At 69.2% G+C, this 17,177-nt stretch carries 14 protein-coding genes; 4 read left to right on the forward strand and 10 right to left on the reverse strand.

Going from position 1 to position 17,177, the window contains the following annotated elements; translation table 11 throughout:
• Position 1: 1 nt before the first annotated feature.
• From lanKC to OX958_RS04480, 6 genes are all read right to left on the reverse strand, one after another.
• Positions 2–2,569 carry a class III lanthionine synthetase LanKC gene (gene lanKC, locus OX958_RS04455; RefSeq protein ID WP_270135877.1) on the reverse strand — a complete coding sequence of 856 codons (2,568 nt, stop codon included), beginning with the start codon at positions 2,567–2,569 and terminating at the stop codon, positions 2–4.
• Positions 2,570–2,810: 241 nt separating this feature from the next.
• Positions 2,811–3,779 carry a hypothetical protein gene (locus OX958_RS04460; RefSeq protein WP_270135878.1) on the reverse strand — a complete coding sequence of 323 codons (969 nt, stop codon included), beginning with the start codon at positions 3,777–3,779 and terminating at the stop codon, positions 2,811–2,813.
• 67 nt (positions 3,780–3,846) lie between these two features.
• A complete protein-coding gene (locus tag OX958_RS04465; RefSeq protein ID WP_270135879.1) occupies positions 3,847–4,911 on the reverse strand; it encodes an ABC transporter ATP-binding protein in 1,065 nt (354 codons plus the stop codon).
• On the reverse strand, positions 4,908–5,714 hold the full coding sequence (modB, locus tag OX958_RS04470; RefSeq protein ID WP_270135880.1) for a molybdate ABC transporter permease subunit: 807 nt from the start codon (positions 5,712–5,714) through the stop codon (positions 4,908–4,910). The genes OX958_RS04465 and modB overlap by 4 nt, the downstream gene beginning before the upstream one ends.
• A gap of 13 nt (positions 5,715–5,727) precedes the next feature.
• Complete coding sequence (gene modA, locus OX958_RS04475; RefSeq protein WP_270135881.1) at positions 5,728–6,477, reverse strand: molybdate ABC transporter substrate-binding protein; 750 nt, start codon at positions 6,475–6,477, stop codon at positions 5,728–5,730.
• Positions 6,477–6,881 (reverse strand): TOBE domain-containing protein, encoded by a 405-nt coding sequence (locus OX958_RS04480; protein WP_270135882.1) that lies wholly within the window; start codon positions 6,879–6,881, stop codon positions 6,477–6,479. Before OX958_RS04480 ends, modA begins: the two co-directional genes overlap by 1 nt.
• A 102-nt stretch (positions 6,882–6,983) precedes the next feature.
• Between OX958_RS04480 and OX958_RS04485 the strand changes: the two genes are divergently transcribed.
• Entirely contained in the window at positions 6,984–8,924 is a 1,941-nt protein-coding gene (locus OX958_RS04485) for an acyl-CoA dehydrogenase family protein (RefSeq protein ID WP_270135883.1), read from the forward strand.
• Complete coding sequence (locus tag OX958_RS04490; protein WP_270135884.1) at positions 8,917–9,534, forward strand: hypothetical protein; 618 nt, start codon at positions 8,917–8,919, stop codon at positions 9,532–9,534. The genes OX958_RS04485 and OX958_RS04490 overlap by 8 nt, the downstream gene beginning before the upstream one ends.
• A 492-nt stretch (positions 9,535–10,026) precedes the next feature.
• On the opposite strand, the gene OX958_RS04495 is transcribed toward OX958_RS04490, so the two are convergent.
• Positions 10,027–12,600 carry a bifunctional FO biosynthesis protein CofGH gene (locus tag OX958_RS04495; RefSeq protein WP_270135885.1) on the reverse strand — a complete coding sequence of 858 codons (2,574 nt, stop codon included), beginning with the start codon at positions 12,598–12,600 and terminating at the stop codon, positions 10,027–10,029.
• 112 nt (positions 12,601–12,712) lie between these two features.
• On the opposite strand from OX958_RS04495, the gene OX958_RS04500 reads away from it, so the two are divergent.
• A complete protein-coding gene (locus tag OX958_RS04500; RefSeq protein WP_270135886.1) occupies positions 12,713–13,252 on the forward strand; it encodes a TetR/AcrR family transcriptional regulator in 540 nt (179 codons plus the stop codon).
• A 78-nt stretch (positions 13,253–13,330) separates the two neighbouring features.
• Complete coding sequence (locus OX958_RS04505; protein ID WP_270135887.1) at positions 13,331–15,196, forward strand: ABC transporter permease; 1,866 nt, start codon at positions 13,331–13,333, stop codon at positions 15,194–15,196.
• On the opposite strand, the gene OX958_RS04510 is transcribed toward OX958_RS04505, so the two are convergent.
• Genes OX958_RS04510 through OX958_RS04520 form a run of 3 tightly spaced genes read right to left on the reverse strand, consistent with a single transcriptional unit; the run spans position 15,179 to position 17,169 of the window.
• Positions 15,179–15,688 carry a DUF2867 domain-containing protein gene (locus tag OX958_RS04510; protein WP_270135888.1) on the reverse strand — a complete coding sequence of 170 codons (510 nt, stop codon included), beginning with the start codon at positions 15,686–15,688 and terminating at the stop codon, positions 15,179–15,181. The genes OX958_RS04505 and OX958_RS04510 overlap by 18 nt on opposite strands.
• Before the next feature lie 13 nt (positions 15,689–15,701).
• Positions 15,702–16,253: a TetR/AcrR family transcriptional regulator gene (locus tag OX958_RS04515; protein ID WP_270135889.1), complete on the reverse strand. Its 552-nt coding sequence runs from the start codon at positions 16,251–16,253 to the stop codon at positions 15,702–15,704.
• A 49-nt stretch (positions 16,254–16,302) separates the two neighbouring features.
• Positions 16,303–17,169, reverse strand: coding sequence for a LamG domain-containing protein (locus tag OX958_RS04520; RefSeq protein WP_270135890.1), 867 nt, complete (start codon positions 17,167–17,169; stop codon positions 16,303–16,305).
• Positions 17,170–17,177 lie beyond the last annotated feature (8 nt).

Consider the following 17,177-nt stretch of genomic DNA (forward strand, 5'->3'; position numbering starts at 1 on the left):
TTTACACCTCCTTCGAGATGAGTAGGGATGAGGACTCGGACCACTGGGGAGGTCCGAGGAACGGGAGGGTGACGCGCTGCTCGTGCAGCGCGGCACCGAGGGCCAGCAGGACGCCGGCCGATCCGGTGGCCAGGTCCATCGAGAGACGGAGCAGTTGGTTGCCGGGGTACGCGAGACCACCTTCGAACGGCATCGCGTGCCAGCCGAGGCCACGGACCAGGTCGTCGGTGTCCAGGTCGCCACCCAGAGAGGGAGCAGCGAGCAGGAGACCGGCACGACCCATGAACAGGCCTGGCTGGACGTAGTAGGAGCAGCGGGTGACCCGCCGCAGTGCCTCGAGCTCCGAGGCGAGCTCCGATTCGGGCCGAAGCTCCAGGAACCGTCGCAGGACCAGGGCGATACCGACCGAACCCTCTTCCAGATAAGGAAGTGTGCGCCAGCCCTGGTTGACCTGGACGGTGCCGTCGGGAGTCCGGGTGCAGCGGCGGAGGTCCTGCCGCAGGGCGATCTCGGCGAGGTCCAGCAGCCCGGTGTCGCCGGTCAGCTCGTAGGCCTCGAGGAAGAGCAGGGCGGGTCCGGACGAGCCGTACATCAGCCCGGCTCGCGGCTTTCCGTCACCGCTGGTCTCCGGTACGCCGGTGACCTCGCCGAGCCGGTCCGCCACCAGGTCGACCACCTGGATCGCCTTGGCCCGCAGGACGGGCTCACCGGTGAAGTGCAGCAGGTTGAGACCGATGCCGGCCAGGCCGCTGTGCAGACCGAGCTCACGGGATCCGAAGTCGTCGGCGAGGGTGCGTTCGACCAGGTCGAGGGCGTCCTGCTGGTGACCGAGCTGGTCGAGGACGTGCGCGATGCCGTGCAGTCCGTCGTACAGGCCTGGGCCGATCTCGGTGGTGACCGCGTGCTTGCGCAGCCAGTCCTCGTACTCCGGGAAGCGGCCGGCGCCGGTCTGATCGAGCGCGTAGAGCACTCCTGCTGCGCCGGAGGCGAGGTTGACGCCACCACCGGGCTGGAACTGGGCGATGTCACCGGGGAACAACCGGTCGTCGCGTTCCGGCGTGGCACTGGCAACGATTGCCTTGCTGAGCGCCGCGCGGACCTCGGACCACTCGGCCCGGCCCGGCAGAGCCAGCGACTCCATCTCGGGATCGCTGGTCAGCTCGGGACCGACGATCGTGCGAACGGCCGCGTCGAGCGACTCCCGCGCGACCGGGAACGTCTCGGCGATCATGTCGGCGAGCTGGAAAGCCTTGCCAGGATGGAGATTCAGCAGCATCGTCGTCTGCGGCGCGAACAGCCCGAGGGTGATGCAGGCCAGCGCGTAGAGATCGACATCCGGACCTTGCCGGTCGCCGGGAGCGGCGTAGCCGGGATGGGCCAGCGCCGATCGGGCTCGGTCTTCAGCGAGGGTTGCCACCTCGAAGTCGATCAGGACCATCCGGTCGCCGCTACTCAGCAACACGTTATCCGGATGCAGGTCGCAGAAGACGACGCCCCGGCCGTGCAGCTGTGCGACAGCGGCCTGGACGTCGGCAACCATCCGCGCGGCCCACTCGGAGTACTCGGCCAGTTCGGCCTCGGTCGCGTCCGGGTGGGTCAGCGGGTAGCGGCTGACCAGTTCGCGCTGGAGCGGGTTCGCGTCGACGAACTCCTGGACCAGGAAGTGGTGCTCGCCCAGCTCGAAGTAGTCGTGCACCTTCGGGACCACGTCGAGTCCCTCGAGGCGCTGCAGGATGTCGCGCTCGTGGCCGACCCGGGCGACCGCGTCGCGGCCGCTCATGTCCAGCCCGGCCAGCGGCCGGCCTTCCTTGAGGACGACCTTGGCGCCGGTCTCGGTGTGGTGGCCGAGGTAGACGCCACCGCCGTTGGAGAACTGGATGACGCCGTCGATCGTGTAGGCCAGCTCGTTGGTGGTGACCGCGTTGCGGGCCTCCAGATGTTCCTGCAGGAAGGACGGCAGGGCGATCCACGGCGGCATCGCGAAGGTGGGACCACGGTGGTCCGGAACGAGCCGGCCCTGGTCGTCGGCGAGGGCGAGGACCCGCTCGCCACCCTCGTTGAGGGTGTAGCGGCTGACGAAGGCGCCGTACCGGACGAAGAGCGGGCCGTCGGCGTACCGGAGGTCGCTCAGGATGTACGGGCCACGAACCCCTTGCAGCAGGTCGTCGAGCTCCTTGAGCACGAGCTCCAGCTGGGCCTCGTCGGCCGGGTAGATGGTGACCAGCTTGCCGCTCGAGCCGCGCGGGGCGGACTTCGAGTTGACCATCAGCAGGACGGGCTCGTTGCGCAGGAACTTGAACGCGATGCCGCGGGGGACGCAGTAGTCCCACACCTCGGCGAGCGTCCGCTCGGCGTCCTCGAGTCCGGCGGAGACGTGGACCTTCCAGCCCTGGGCCGGCAGCTCCAGACCGTCGGGTGCGTAGTGCATCCAGGTCTCGCCGGGGACGTGACTCCAGCCGGCCGGGACCGGTCGCGAACAGAGCGCGAAGTCCGGGTGCTCGGCACCCCGGTTGGTCGGGGAGTCGTAGAACCGCCGATCGGCCAGGCAGTACAGCTCGTAACTTTCCATGACGGTTCGTCCCCCTCTCTCGTTCGGTGTGCCCGGCACATCTTGGGCAACGGGAGGAGGGCTGGCGTAGTGCATGACGTCACCAGTAGACCGTGAAGAACTCACATACTACGAGTGAGTAAGTAACCACTCTTTGTTACGCCGACGTCACTCTGAGCGGTGAAAACGGCGTTACATCATGTCAATTCGTGGCGGTGACGTAACAGGGCGTAACTTAGCGTCGCCACCGTCGTACGGTCCTTCACCGGGCCGACCGGTGCTGCTGACTGGCGAAGTAGGCGACCTTCCGGGCCCGCATCACCTCGCCGAGCGGCCGATGAGCGACGAGGGCGTTCCAGGGGTCGAACTTGGCGGCGTCGACCTCCTCGTCGAAGGCCGGCTCGGCGTGCTGACGCGGGATCGTCAGGCGGCCGACGGTCAGGTACGGCGCGTCCCAGGTGGCCGAGGCGTCCTCGATCGGGGTGCGCTGTTCGTCGGTGAAGAACTGCACCTGCAGGGCGTAGGTCAGCGGAGCCTGGTCGAGGCGCTGGTAGATGTCCGCGGCCCAGTCGTCGGCGGCCTGCGGATTCACCTGGCCGGACGCGGCGGCCAGTTTCACGCGGACGGCGTACGAGCCGAAGGCGAGTGGGGCGGCGGTGAAGAAGTCCTGGGTGGCGAAACCGCTGAAGGGTTCGTTGAGCGCGGTCCGGACCTTCTTGAGTCGTGGGATCAGGCCGGGGTTCCTGAGCAGCCGGAGCGCGAGCTTGCCCGGCGTACTGCCGCCGGTGGTGACCACGGTGGTGAAGTCCTCGCTGGTCGCCGAACTGAAGTGCTCGTGGTTGATCATCGCGAAGTCCTGCGACACCGCCTCGCCGCCGAGCGCCGCCCGGCCGCCGACCCCGAGCACCTTGACCGAGAAGCCGCGGATGTCCGGCGTACTGTCCGGGGCGCGGTTGAAGCCGCCGTTGGAGAGCCGGATCCAGGCGTCGTATTTGTCGGGAACCGCGAACAGACCCTGCTTCGCGTACGCCGGCAGCTCGCCCGGCACGTCCAGCGTCGCGCGAAGTGCCGCGACCTGCTTGCGGTGCAACGCCCGCCCACCGCCGAACTTCTCGTCCTTCCGCTCCTGCAACTCCACGAACGCCCGGCCCTGCTGCTCGTGCCGCTCGCCTTCCCCGGGCTCGATCACTTCACACCACTCAGTACTCGGCTCGGCCACGACAGCTCCCATCGGGTGGATCCAGCGGTCCCACCCAGTATCCGCCTCCCAAAACGTTGCGCCAGGCAACTGCCCACGGCTAGGCCGGGTAGGTCTGGATCTCGGTGGCTTTGAGGGTGGCGTGGAGGTGCTGGCCGGGGGTGAGGTGGAGGTCGGCCACCGCGGCGGTGGTGATGTCGGCGAGGAGCGTGGTGGGGGCGGGGGAGGTGTGGGGGGCCAGACGGACTCGGACGGTGTGGGCGTGTTGCTCGATGCCGACCACCTGCATGGGCCAGCTGTTGCGGGGGGTGCCGGTCGGGCGGTCGGGGTAGAGGCTGACTGCCGCGGGTGGGAAGGCGACGTGGACCGGGCCGTGGGCAGGGGAGGCGATGGTGATCGAGCCGCCGTTGTCGAGGGCGACGTGGGTGCCGGCCGCGGTACCGCGGTAGAGGTTGAGGCCGACCAGTTGGGCGACGTACTCGGTGCGGGGACGGCGGGCGATCTCGGTGGGTGGGCCTGCTTGGACGATCTGGCCGGCTTCGACGATGACCAGGCGGTCGGCGAGCACCATCGCGTCGAGCGGGTCGTGGGTGACCAGCAGGGTGCGGCCTTCGTAGCGGCGGAGGTGGTCGGCGAGCTCGGCGCGGACGTGCAGGGTGGTGCTGGCGTCTAGGGCAGCCAGGGGCTCGTCCAGGAGCAGCAACTCGGGGGAGGTGGCCAGGGCACGGACCAGGGCGACGCGTTGGGCCTGACCGCCGGAGAGGGAGCGCGGGCGGCTCTTCGCGTACTGCGAGAGGCCGACCGCGCCGAGCCAGCGGGCTGCCTCGGCGCGGGCCGTGTGCTTGTCGGTGCCCCGGGCGCGGAGGCCGAAAGCAACGTTCTCCAGCGCGCTGAGGTGGTCGAAGAGCAGGTAGTCCTGGAACACGACTCCGATCGGGCGGCGGTCCGCCGAGCGGAAAACCCGGGGAGGTGCGTCCCAGAGGTCGTCGCCAAGGCGGATCTGGCCGCCGGTGATCGGGAGCAGACCGGCGATGGCGCGCAGGGCGGTGGTCTTGCCGGCGCCGTTCGGGCCGAGGAGCGCCACCACCTCGCCCGGCTCGACGGTGAGTTCGAGGTCGAGCCGGAAGGCATCGCGGGTGACCTGCAGGTCGGCGTACAGGGTCATCGGAGACCGCCGATCCAGCGTTCGCGGAGACAGGCCAGTACGACGACCGAGACCGCCAGCAGGACGATGCTGAGCACCACGGCCACGTCGGGATCGGTCTCGAGTGCGAGATAGACCGCCAGTGGCATCGTCGTCGTACGGCCGGGGAGGTTGCCGGCGAAGGTGATGGTGGCGCCGAACTCGCCGAGAGCCCGGGCCCAGCACAGTACTGCGCCCGCGACGACCCCCGGCGCGATCGACGGCAGGGTGACGCGGCGGAAGGTCAGCCAGCGGCCGGCGCCCAGCGTCGCGGCGGCTTCCTCGTACCGCGGATCGGCCGCCCGGAGCGCGCCCTCCACCGAGATGACCAGGAACGGCATCGCCACGAACGCCTCCGCCACGATGACACCGGCGGTCGTGAAGGGCAGCGAGAACCCGAACCAGAGGTCGAGGTGCTCACCGATGAGCCCTCGCCGTCCCAGGACAAGAAGGAGCGCGACGCCACCGACCACGGGCGGCAGCACGAGAGGCACGGTCACCAACGCGCGGATGAGGCCGCGGCCCGGCAGTTCGGCCCGCGCCAGCAGCCAGGCCAGCGGGATGCCCAGCAGCAGACAGAGAACGGTCGCGCTGCTCGCGCACAGCAGCGACAACCTGAGTGCCTGCCAGACCTCGGCGCTGAACAACCGCGAAGGCAGTGTCGACCACGGTGCTTGAGCGAGCAGACCGGCGAGCGGCACCAGCAAGAACGCCAGCCCGAGGAGCGCAGGCAACAGCAGCACAACAGGCAGCCGCCCACCGATCCGCTGCCGCCGTGCTTTCACGGTTGGCAAGGTCTCACGGAGTCTCGAATCCTGCCGAGGCGAGGACTGCCTTGCCCTCGGTGGACAGGACGTAGTCGACGAAAGCCTTGGCGCCGTCCGGGTTCTTCGCCTTGGTCAGAGTCGTGATCGGGTAGGTGCTGATCGCCCGGTCGGCCTCGGGGAAGACGATGCCGTCCACCTTCTCCTTGGCCGAGAGGACATCGGTCCTGTAGACGAGAGCCGCGTCGACCTCGCCCAGGCCGACCTTCGTCAGGGCCGCCTTGACGTCCTTCTCCAGGGTGTCCGGCCGGGGAGTCAGGGCGGCGGCGTCGAAGACCTTCTTGGCAGCCGCGCCGCAGGGGACCTCGACGGCACAGAGGGCGATCTTGCGGTCCTGGTCGGCGAAGTCCTTCAAGCCGGTGATCTTGCCGGGGTTGCCCTTCGGGACCGCGATCTCCAGCTTGTTCTTCGCGAACGTGGTGGCGGTGCCCTTGCCGGTCACGTCGTCCAGGTTCTTCGGCGCGGCCGAGGCGAAGACGTCGGCCGGCGCGCCCTGGTTGAGCTGAGTGGCGAGCGCCGAACTGCCGCCGAAGTTGAAGACCACCTCGACGCCGGGATGCGCGGCCTCGAAGTCCTTGCCGAGCTGGGTGAAGCTTCCCGTCAGTGAGGCCGCGGCGAAAACCGTGATCGTGCCCGAGGATGCTGCCGGGCCGTCGTCACCGCAGCTCACCAGGGCCAAGGCGGCGGCAACGGTCAGAGCGGCGGCGACCGTACGACGGAACATCACGCCTCCGGGATCTCGACGACGACGTGCGTGGACTTGATGGACGCGACGGCGACCACCCCCGGCTCCAGGCCCAGCTCGTCGGCCGCCTCCCGGCTCATCAGCGAGACGACCCGGAACGGACCGGCCTGCATTTCCACCTGAGCCATCACCCCGTCCTTCACCACCCGGGTGACGATGCCGCGCATCCGGTTGCGTGCCGACGCCGCCGTGGTCGAGCCAGGCTCGGGCGACTCCGCCAACTGCTGCGCGAAGGCGGCCAGCTCAGCCCCCTCGACCGCCATCCGCCCGCCCTCCTGAACGGCGGGCAACCGCCCTTGTTCGACCCAGCGCCGCACGGTGTCATCGCTGACTCCGAGCAACGCGGACGCCTCACTGATCCGCAAATTCGGCACGAACACCATCTTATCGCCGCAGATGCGCGCCCGGCCAGAGAATATCGCTTACGCTCCGCCAACGTGAGCGTCGTTACGGCTGAGCGGACGGCCGCGGCATAGGTTGGGCCTATGAGCACGGTGCTGCGGGAGTATCTGGACGGGCCGCACAAAGCGGCACGGGATCTGGTCCGGGACGGGCTGGCGGCGAACGCCGGGCTGCTCGACGCCGGACTGGAGCTGAGCCGGGCGGAGTACCGGGACAAAGTGCTCGAGGTGCTGCAGCAGATCACCGCCGAGGGGCACACCGGTCGCGGTTTCCCGAAGGAGTACGGCGGGCAGGGCGACCTGGGCGGCTTCCTGGCCGGGTTCGAGACGCTGGCCTTCGGGGACCTGTCGCTGATGATCAAGGCCGGCGTCCAGTTCGGCTTGTTCGCCGGCGCGATCCTGCACCTGGGCACCGCCCGGCACCACGACGAGTACCTCAACGACGCGATCGAGGGCCGATTGCTCGGCTGCTTCGCGATGACCGAGACCGGTCACGGCTCCAACGTCCAGGCTCTCCAGACGACGGCGACGTACGACCCGGCGTCCGAGGAGTTCGTTATCCACACCCCGACCGCGGCGGCCCGCAAGGACTACATCGGCAACGCCGCCCGGCACGGCCGGATGGCCGCGGTCTTCGCACAGCTCGTGGTCGGCGGCGAGACCCATGGCGTGCACTGCCTGCTGGTCCCGATCCGTACGCCGGACGGCGACCCGCTGCCCGGCGTCGCGCTCTCCGACTGCGGCGCCAAGCTGGGCCTGAACGGCGTCGACAACGGCCGGATCGTCTTCGACCAGGTCAGGGTCCCGCGCACCGCGCTGCTGGACCGCTACGCCCAGGTCGATGCGGAGGGCAACTACAGCAGTGAGATCGAGAATCCGGACCGGCGCTTCTTCACCATGCTCGGCACCCTGGTGCAGGGACGGGTCTCGGTCGGCGGCGCGGCGATCAACGCGAGCAAGGTGGCCCTCACGATCGCGATCCGGTACGCCGATCGCCGCCGCCAGTTCGGTGCGCCCGGCAGCGCGGACGAGTCGTTGCTGCTGGACTACCGGATGCACCAGCGCCGGCTGCTGCCGTTGCTGGCCCGCACCTACGCCCTGCACTTCGCCCAGGCCGAACTGGTGGACGAGTTCGTCCGGATCTTCGGCGGTGACGGCGAGGGGCTGGCCGAGAAGGGCGAACACGACCAGCGCGCGCTGGAGGCGCAAGCGGCCGGCACCAAGGCGCTGGGGACCTGGCATGCGACCGAGACGATCCAGATGTGCCGCGAAGCCTGCGGTGGCGCCGGCTACCTGGCGGAGAACCGGCTGTCGACCCTGAAGGCGGACACCGATGTGTTCACCACCTTCGAGGGTGACAACACCGTGCTGCTGCAACTCGTCGCCAAGGGTCTGCTGACCAACTACCGGGAGTCGTTCGGCAAGCTCGACCCACTCGGGATGGCCCGGTTCATCGCCGGCCAGGCGGTGGAGGTCGCGGTCGAGAAGACCGCGCTGCGGACCCTGATCGAGCGGCTGCGGGACGCCGTACCGAACCGCAACGACCTGGCCGACCCGGATGCCGGGCTGCGGGACGACGCCTACCACTGCGGCCTGCTCAGGTTCCGCGAGGAGCATATGCTGGCCGGCGTGGCCCGGCGGCTGAAGCGCGGCATCGACGACGGGGTGGACCCGTTCGAGGCGTTCAACCGGTGCCAGGACCATGTCATCGCGGCCGGCCGGGCCCACGTCGAGCGGGTGGTGCTGGAGGCGTTCCTGGCTGCCGTACAGGCTGCGCCGGAAGGTACCGCGCGGGATCGGCTGAAGGAGCTCTACGACCTGCACGCGCTCGCGACGATCGAGGCCGAGCGGGCCTGGTACATCGAGCACGGGCGGCTGTCCGGCGCGCGGTCGAAGGCGATCACGGCGCTGGTGAACGAACTCTGCGGCGCCGTCCGTCCGTACGCCGGGGAGCTGGTGGACGCGTTCGGCGTACCGGGCGCGGCGGTCGAGGTGCCGATGGTTGTACCGTTTCAGCATGAGTGAGCCGATTGAGCCCGCATCGGCCGCCGAGGCCGCCCGCGAACTGGCGAAGGTCCTGCTGGAGCAAGCCGACGCCCTGGACCTGCACGACCTGCGGGCCACCACCGCGATCGAGAACGTCCGGGTCCAGGCCCGGGTGCTCGCCGACGCGGTGCACGAGCGGGGCTGGGGAGACATCTTCCTCGGGATCGACTCCTACGATCCCGACGAGCTGGACGACCTGCCGCTGGGACCGGACGACTTCGACGACCCGGACGACTACCGTGAGATGGTCGAGCGCGGCGAGATGGACGAACTCGACCAGGAGTTGATCCCGGAGAACGGTATCCGGCTCAGCTACCAGGCGCGCTACGACTTCGTGGTGACCGATCCGGAGGCGTTCGTCGCCTACGTCCGCGGCCGCGCGGACGAGGCCCAGAACGACGAGGTGATCGACGACATCGAGGACGCCCGCTCGGCCTTCGAGCTGCTCGGCTACCTCGACGGTCTCGGCTCCAAGGACTACGACACCGTCGGCCTCACCCCGGCCGGCGGCGAGGAGTCGCACAAGGTGGTCGAGTTCTCCCTGTGGGACCTGGACCCGACCCGTCGCGACGACACCTACCCGTACTGATCGTTGCCTTGGCCCCCTAATCGGGGAGCCCGGCGCCGAATCTGGTTGAGCGCTGGATTGTTGTTGCGTGAGGCAACTTCCGCGGCAACTCGCTACCAGTGAGTACGGACAGCGACGACAGATCTACGCAGCGTGGCTCTGTCCTAGATCAATGCAAATGTTGGAGCCCGCTGCTGGCGGCGCTGTGCCACGCCGTGACAACGTTCTGTTGTCAGCGACGGACGGGTCGCCGGCAAAGGCTCAGGCGGAACCACCACTCCCGTCCGCGACCGGACTTTACCTCCCCTGCCGGTCACGGAACGAGTTGTGGATCCTCCTGCTTCGGGCCGCTCGCCCTCTCGGGGCAAAGCAGAACGCCGGCCGTGTCGCCGGGGCGCCGGTCGCCAGTGAGGTGGTGACCGACGCCCGACGCGGTCGGCGTTTCTTTTTCCCGAAGTACTGGTTGACATCTGGGGACCAGTACTTCGGGAAAAACCCTTGCTGGGTCGAGGTCTAGGCCAGTTCGAGCTCGGTCGGCGAGCTCTGCGCGATCTCGCCGTACGTCGTGGTCCGCTGCCGGGCCGGGCGTCCCGCGGCGGTCGCCATCTGGGTGAGCTCCTCGATCGACTTGCGCGAACCGTGCTGGGAGCCGGCCATCCGGCTGATCGTCTCCTCCATCAGCGTGCCGCCGATGTCGTTCACGCCGCCGTTGAGGACCGCGACGCACCCGTCGGTGCCGAGCTTCACCCAGGAGCACTGGATGTTGTCGATCCGGCCGTGCAGCATGATCCGCGACATCGCGTGCACCGCGCGGTTCTCGTCGTACGTCGGACCCGGGCGGGCCACCCCGGCCAGGTAGATCGGCGAGTTGGTGTGGATGAACGGCAGCAGCACGAACTCGGTGAAGCCGCCGGTCCGGTCCTGCACCTCGGCGATCGTGCGCAGGTGCTGGACCCAGTGGTGCGGTGCGTCCACGTGGCCGTACATCATCGTCGAGCTGGACGGCAGACCCACCTGGTGCGCGGTCGTGATCACCTCGATCCAGCTTGCCGTCGGCAACTTTCCCTTGGTCAGGATCCAGCGCACGTCGTCGTCCAGGATCTCCGCCGCGGTGCCCGGGATGCTGTCCAGGCCGGCCTCCTTGACCGAGATCAGGAAGTCCTCGATCGACAGGCCGGTGCGGACCGAGCCGTTGACGATCTCCATCGGCGAGTAGGCGTGGACGTGCATCCGCGGGACCCGGTCCTTGATCGCCCGGACCAGGTCCGCGTACGCCGTACCGGGCAGGTCGGGGTGGATGCCGCCCTGCATGCAGACCTCGGTGGCGCCGATCACCCAGGCCTCTTCGGCCCGCTGGGCGACCTCGTCCATCGAGAGCGAGTAGGCGTCCGCGTCGGTCCGGCGCTGGGCGAACGCGCAGAACCGGCAGCCGGTGTAACAGACGTTGGTGAAGTTGATGTTGCGGTTCACCACGTAGGTGACGTCGTCGCCGACGGTCGCCTTGCGCAGGTCGTCGGCGATCCGGGCCAAGTGGTCGAGGGCCGGACCCGTTGCCGTCATCAACGTCAACGCCTGAGCGTCCGACAAGCCGGCGGGATCCCGCTCCGCGGCAGCCAGCGCCGCCTTGGTCTCAGCAGCGATCCGCTCCGGTGCGCTCAAGCCGCCGGCGGCTTCGCCGGCTCGACGAGCGGCGACGTCCTCGCGCAGTACATCCCAGTCGCCGTACGCCGCGTCGAAGTCCGAGCGGGTCTCCGTGCGCCGTCCCTCGGTGTCGATCGCGGTGTGCAGGTCGGTACGGCCGACGCTGTCCCAGCCGCCGTCAGGCTCCTGCCAGGGAAGGCCCTTCGGGTACGCGTCCTCGTTCGCCAGCCCGGTCTCGGGGTCGACGAGCGCCTCGACGTGGGAGATCAGCCGCGGGTCGAGCCAGGGTTCCCGCAGGTACTCCGGGTGCGCGGTCAGCCTTTCGCGCAAGGTGAATCCGGCGTCCGCGGTGAGTTTGGCCAGGTCGTCGATCTGCGGCCACGGGCGCTCGGGGTTCACGTGGTCGGGGGTCAGCGGCGAGACGCCGCCGAAGTCGTCGACGCCGGCGTCGAGCAGCAGCCGGGCCTCGGCGAGGTCGACCAGGTTCGGCGGGGCCTGGACCCGCATCCGCGGACCGAGCACGATCCGGGTGGCGGCGATCGCGGCCAGCCACTCGTCCAGCGGGACGTCGGCGTCGTTGCGCATCGCGGTGTCCGGCTTCACCCGGAAGCCCTGGATGATGACCTCCTGGATGCCGCCGTACTGGCGGGCGATCCGGCGCAGCGCGAAGATCGAGTCGGCGCGCTCGGTCAGGTTCTCGCCGATGCCGATCAGCAGGCCGGTGGTGAACGGCACGTTGGAGCGGCCGGCGTCCTCCAGCACCCGGAGCCGGAGGTCGGGATCCTTGTCGGGCGAGCCGTAGTGCGGCTGGCCCTTCTCCTCGAACAGCCGGCGCGAGGTGGTCTCGAGCATCATGCCCATGCTCGGCGCCACCGGCTTCAGCCGCTGCAGGTTCTGCCAGGACATGACGCCGGGGTTCAGGTGCGGCAGCAGGCCGGTCTCCTCGAGCACCCGGATCGACATCGCCCGCACATAGTCCAGGGTGCTGTCGTAGCCGGCCTCTTCGAGCCACTTCCTGGCGGCGTCCCAGCGATCCTCGGGAGCGTCGCCGAGTGTGAAGAGCGCTTCCTTGCAGCCGAGGGCGGCGCCCTGGCGGGCGATCTCCAGGACCTCGTCGGGGCTCAGGTACGGCGAGTGCACGCGACCGGGTGTGGTCGCGAACGTGCAGTAGTGACAGCGGTCCCGGCACAACCGGGTCAGCGGGATGAAGACCTTCTTGGAGTAGGTGATGATCCCGCTCCGGCCGGCGTCGGCCAGCCCCTGGTCGCGGACCCGGGCGGCGGTCGACATCAGCTGCTCGAGGGCGGGGCCCGAGGCCGACAGCAGTACTTCGACCTCGGCCGGGTCGAGCGTCTTGCCGTCGTCGGCCCGCTTCAGCGCGCGCCGCAGGGCGGTGCTGATCGGAGCGTTCGGGGGAGTGGCTGGGGGCTGTCCGGAAGCAGTCACGACTAGAAGCGTAGGCGGCCTCCGGAGTGGATCCAGCCGATTTCCGGGGTCAAAAACAATCAGTACGTCTGTCCTGATACCGTCGTGCGCCAGGGCGGCGGAGAGGCTCGCGATGGTGGACGGGCGGCGGGTGCGCGGCGAGGCGCGGCGGGTGGTGTTGCTGACGGCAACACTCGCGGTGATCGAGCGGGACGGCGTCGCAGGAGTGAGTCACCGGGCGGTGGCCGCGGAGGCGGGGGTCTCGCTGGCGTCGACGACGTACCACTTCACCTCGCTGGACCAGCTGCTGGTGGCCGCGCTGACCTGGGCGGCCGAGGATCTCGCCGCTGAACTGCACGAACGGGTGACCGAGATGGGTGCGCGACCGGCCGACGAGCTGGCCCGGTTGATCGAGCACTGCCTGGTCTATCGCCGCGGCCGCACGCTGGCGGAGTACGAGCTCTGCCTGCTGGCTGCCCGGCGTCCGGCGCTGCGGGAGGCAGCGGCCGCCTGGCTGGAGCCGCTCACCCAGATCGCGCGCAACTTCACCACCGATCCGCAGAAGGCCAGCCTGCTGGTGGCGGCGCTGGACGGCATCCTCCTGCAGTCTTTGATCGGCGCCCGGACCTACGACCAACAGGACTTCACGGCCCTGCTGGCCCACCTCAGGTAGCGCTCGCGCTACCGCAGACGGGCTTGTGAGGTAGCGCGCCGGGCGCGGTCCGGCTGTTGGCTGGTGGGCATGCTGAGGATGTCTGTAGGCGCAGTCCGGGACCGGTGGCAGATGTTCGCCGGCGCTGTGGTCGCGGTGGCGCTCGGGGTCGGGCTGGTGCAGTCGTCGCTGCAGGTGATGGCGGCGACCGGGCAACCGCAATTGCCCGCTGGACTCTCTGGGGTCGAGCGGGCACGCATCCGGGACGGCTACGCGGGTGCTGCCACTCTGCTCGGCATGACGGTGATGCTTGCGGTGTTCCTGACCGTGTTCATCGTCAGTACGACGTTCGGCTTCACTGTGGTGCAGCGGCGCCGGGAACTCGCGTTGCTCCGGCTGGTCGGAGCGCAACGGGGGAGCCTGCGGCTGATGCTGCTCGGTGAGGCCGCGTTGCTCGGAGTACTGGGCACCGCTGCCGGCGTACCGATCGGCGTGCTTGGCACCTACGCGCAGTCCGAACTGCTCATGTCGTTGGGGATGCTGCCTTTCTGGTTCCATGCACCATGGGATCCTGGCGCCCTGTACGCCGCTGCGATCGTCGGCGTGAGCACCGCCTTGGTCGGCGTCTTCGCAGCAGCCTGGCGAGCTTCACGGATCACCGCGTTGGAGGCGTTGTCGGATCTTCCCGGAAGCCGGCCGGTGATGACCGGGTGGCGGTGGTTCTGGGGCTTGTCAGCCACCGGGTTCACCGTCCTGCTGGTGATCGTGGGGCAGGCGGCGGGCGATCTCGTCGCGGGACTGATGATCGCGTTGCTGGTGATGGTCAGCGGTTCGGTCGCGTTGAGCCAGTTGAGTCCGATCGCCGTTCCCTGGGTGGGGCGCCTTCCGGCGTTGGTCCTGCGCGGCAGTCTGGTCGCGGATCTTGCTCGTAGCAACGTTCTCCATGCCGTACGGCGCAGCTCCGCGACCGCGGCTCCGCTGATCGTGCTGGTCGGTCTCCTGGTCGGTCTGTGGGGCACCTTCGGCTCGCTCGCCAAGGCTGTCGGTGAGGAGCAACGGCAACTCGTCACGGCCGACCTGGTGGTGGGAGGCCCGGTTGCTCCGGCGGCGGACATCGCGGTCGCGTCGCGGCAGACCACCGTGCCGATCACCGTTCGGCGCAAGGGTTCCACGGTGTACTCCGAAGCGATCGGCATCGACCCGGCCGCGTGGCAGCAGACCCACAAGCTCCGGCCGCGCAAGGGATCGCTGGACCGGCTCACCGGCTCGACGATCGCGATCGGACCGGGGATGAGCACTGACGGGTACAAGCTCGGATCGGTGCTCACGGCCACCATCGGCAAACGGGTGACCAAGCTGACGGTGGTTGCCGTCCTGCCTGAGACGCTGGACGTCGGCGACAACTTCTACCTTCCCCACGCGTTGACGCCGGCGGGCCGCACGGAGACTCTCGTCAAGGTTGCTGACGGCAATGATCGCGCCGCGGTCGCGCGGCGTCTGGGTGGCACGGCGCAGTCGATCGCCGACTGGGCGGAAGACCGCGGCAAGGCCCAGCAGAGCGGCAACACGGGAATCTTCGCGGTCCTGATGGGGCTGGCGGGCGTCTACGCCGCGGTCGCGGTGGTGAACGCGATCGTGATGGCGGCAGCGGACCGGCGTCGCGAGTTCGCACTCGCCAGGATGGCCGGCTTGACCAGAGCCCAAGTGGTTCTGGTGGCGCTGGTCGAGTCGCTGACCGTCGTCCTGATCGGCGTACTCCTCGGGTGCGTGGTCGCGGCGGCCGCACTGGCCGGCGTCGCCTCCGGTACGGCGAACACCTACGGCGTCGTCGTCCTTGCCGTTCCCTGGCGGCTGATCGCCCTCATCCTGGCCGGGGCGCTCGTCGTCGTCGGCGCGACAGCGGCCGGTACGGCGTGGACGGCGACCCGGGTGCGCCCGATCTCCTTGCTAGGCGGGCGGGAGTGATCCGCGCACGCCCGAGCGGCACATGACTCGCACGACGATGTGGTGGAAGGGGCGGATCAGCTCGAAGTACAGCCGGCCTGCCTTGCGCAGGTAGCGCACGAGGGTGACGACCTTGAACCGGCGTACCGGTCCGGAGTCGTCCACGATGATCGCCAGGTGGGCGACCAGATGGTTGTCGGTGACCTCGAGGAGGAGATAGTGCTCCTCCTCGCCGCGCAGTACTGTGAAGAACGAGAGCGGTTCGCCCGGAGTGAAGGGGACCTCCTCGGGGCGGAGCTTCGTCTTCGCCGGCATGCCGGCCATCTCCAGGCGCAGCAGCCGGGCGATCGGTACCCGGATGGCGAAGAGCGCCCGGCCAGGCACGGAGCCGTTGCCGAGGGCGCCGGCGACGAACTGGCGCAGGGTGACGGCGCCGGTGACGGTCTTCACGTCGATGACGTCGGCCGTCGGAAGCAGGTCGGTCAGTTCGGGCAGGTCGGTGGGGGCCGGCATCGGTGGCTCCTTCTCAGCTGAGGAACGGTTCGCCGGTCGCCAGGGTCAGCGTGGTGGCGTAGAGGGCGCGCAACTCGGCGCCTGGGACCGGTGGGACGATCTGCTCGGCGCCGATCAGGATCAGATAGAGCAGCCGGGCCAGGTGATCGGGTTCCTTCATCGAGCTGATCCCACGGCAGAGCTCTTGCAGATAAGCGATTCTGGCCTGATCGACGCGCTCCTGCGCCGCCCGTGCCTCGGGATCCTGCAGAGCCCACGCCCGTACTGCGATCTCGAGGCGGACGCTGTCGGCGTCGGCCAGCACCAGCTCCATCAACTCGGTCAGCTTGGTCGCGGCATCGGCCTCGGGCCGCCGCTCGACCGTGTCGATCAGCCGGGTGGTGAAGCTGTTCTCGAAGTGCTCGAGCAGGGCGGTCCGGAAACCGCCGGTGCCCTTGAAGTGGTGGTAGTAGGAGCCCTTGCTCAATCCCAGCTCGGTCGTCAGCCGCTCGATCGTCAACGCGGGCGAGCCCTCGTCGGCCAGCACCTTCAGCCCGGCGTCGAGCCAGTCGATCTTCGTCACCATGCGCAGGACCGTACCATACTGTTTGGTATGGTACGGCTCTCGCGGAGGATCAGGGCACCATCGCGGTGTGGTGGGCGGCGATCCGGGTGGGCGTGAGTTCCTTGGGGTAGACGGCGAGTTTGCCGATCGCGCCCTGGAAGAAGGAGCCGAGGTCGCGGGTACCGGCGCGGAAGGGGGCGGAGCCGCGGGCCGGCACGATGATCTGCCCCTGGATGCTCAGGTCGTCCTGGTCGCGCAGTACGCCGTCGCGGTAGATCTTGGTGTAGCCGTTGGGGTAGGTGGTGCTCTTCGTGGCGGCGTTGATGACCAGGACGTAGTGGATCCACGTTCCGGCCGCGACCGGGTCCTGGAAGTACGAGCCGGCGCCGAGGCCGCCGGTGAGGTTGAACGAGTAGCCGGAGATCCGGTTGGGGCGGTTCTCGGTGTTGGTCCGGGAGTACATCCGGGACACGTACTCGTGCTGTCCGGCCTCGCCTTTGCCCATCCAGTGCACGTAGCCGCTGCCTTGCTGGTTCGGGAACTCGAGGGCGTCCGGCCTCATCCAGGCTTCCAGCGTGAAGACTCCTGTGGTGGCAGGGCTGAGGGCCGCGTGGTCCGCCACTTGGAAGTAGCCGGTGGCGCCGTCGAAGGCGGTGGCCGCGTCGCCGTTCGGGAGGGTCGTCGTACTCCGCGTGCCGGCGTAACTGCCGGTCAGTCCGGATACCTGGCCGAGAGAGGCCTCCGTCCCGCCGCCTGGCTGAGCCAGTCTCCAGTAGGCGGCCGGTGAGTCCTGGAGTACGACGCCGTCGTAGTTGCAGGGACCGCGGCGGGCGGCGGCGGTCAGTGGCATGGTCAGTGGCGCGGTCAGTGCTGCCAGGGCTGTCGTGGCCCCTGCAGCGAGCAGGGTCCGGCGGCTGATGGGCGGTGAACTGAACATGCGATCCC

This window comes from Kribbella sp. CA-293567 (assembly GCF_027627575.1).
GTDB lineage: Bacteria > Actinomycetota > Actinomycetes > Propionibacteriales > Kribbellaceae > Kribbella.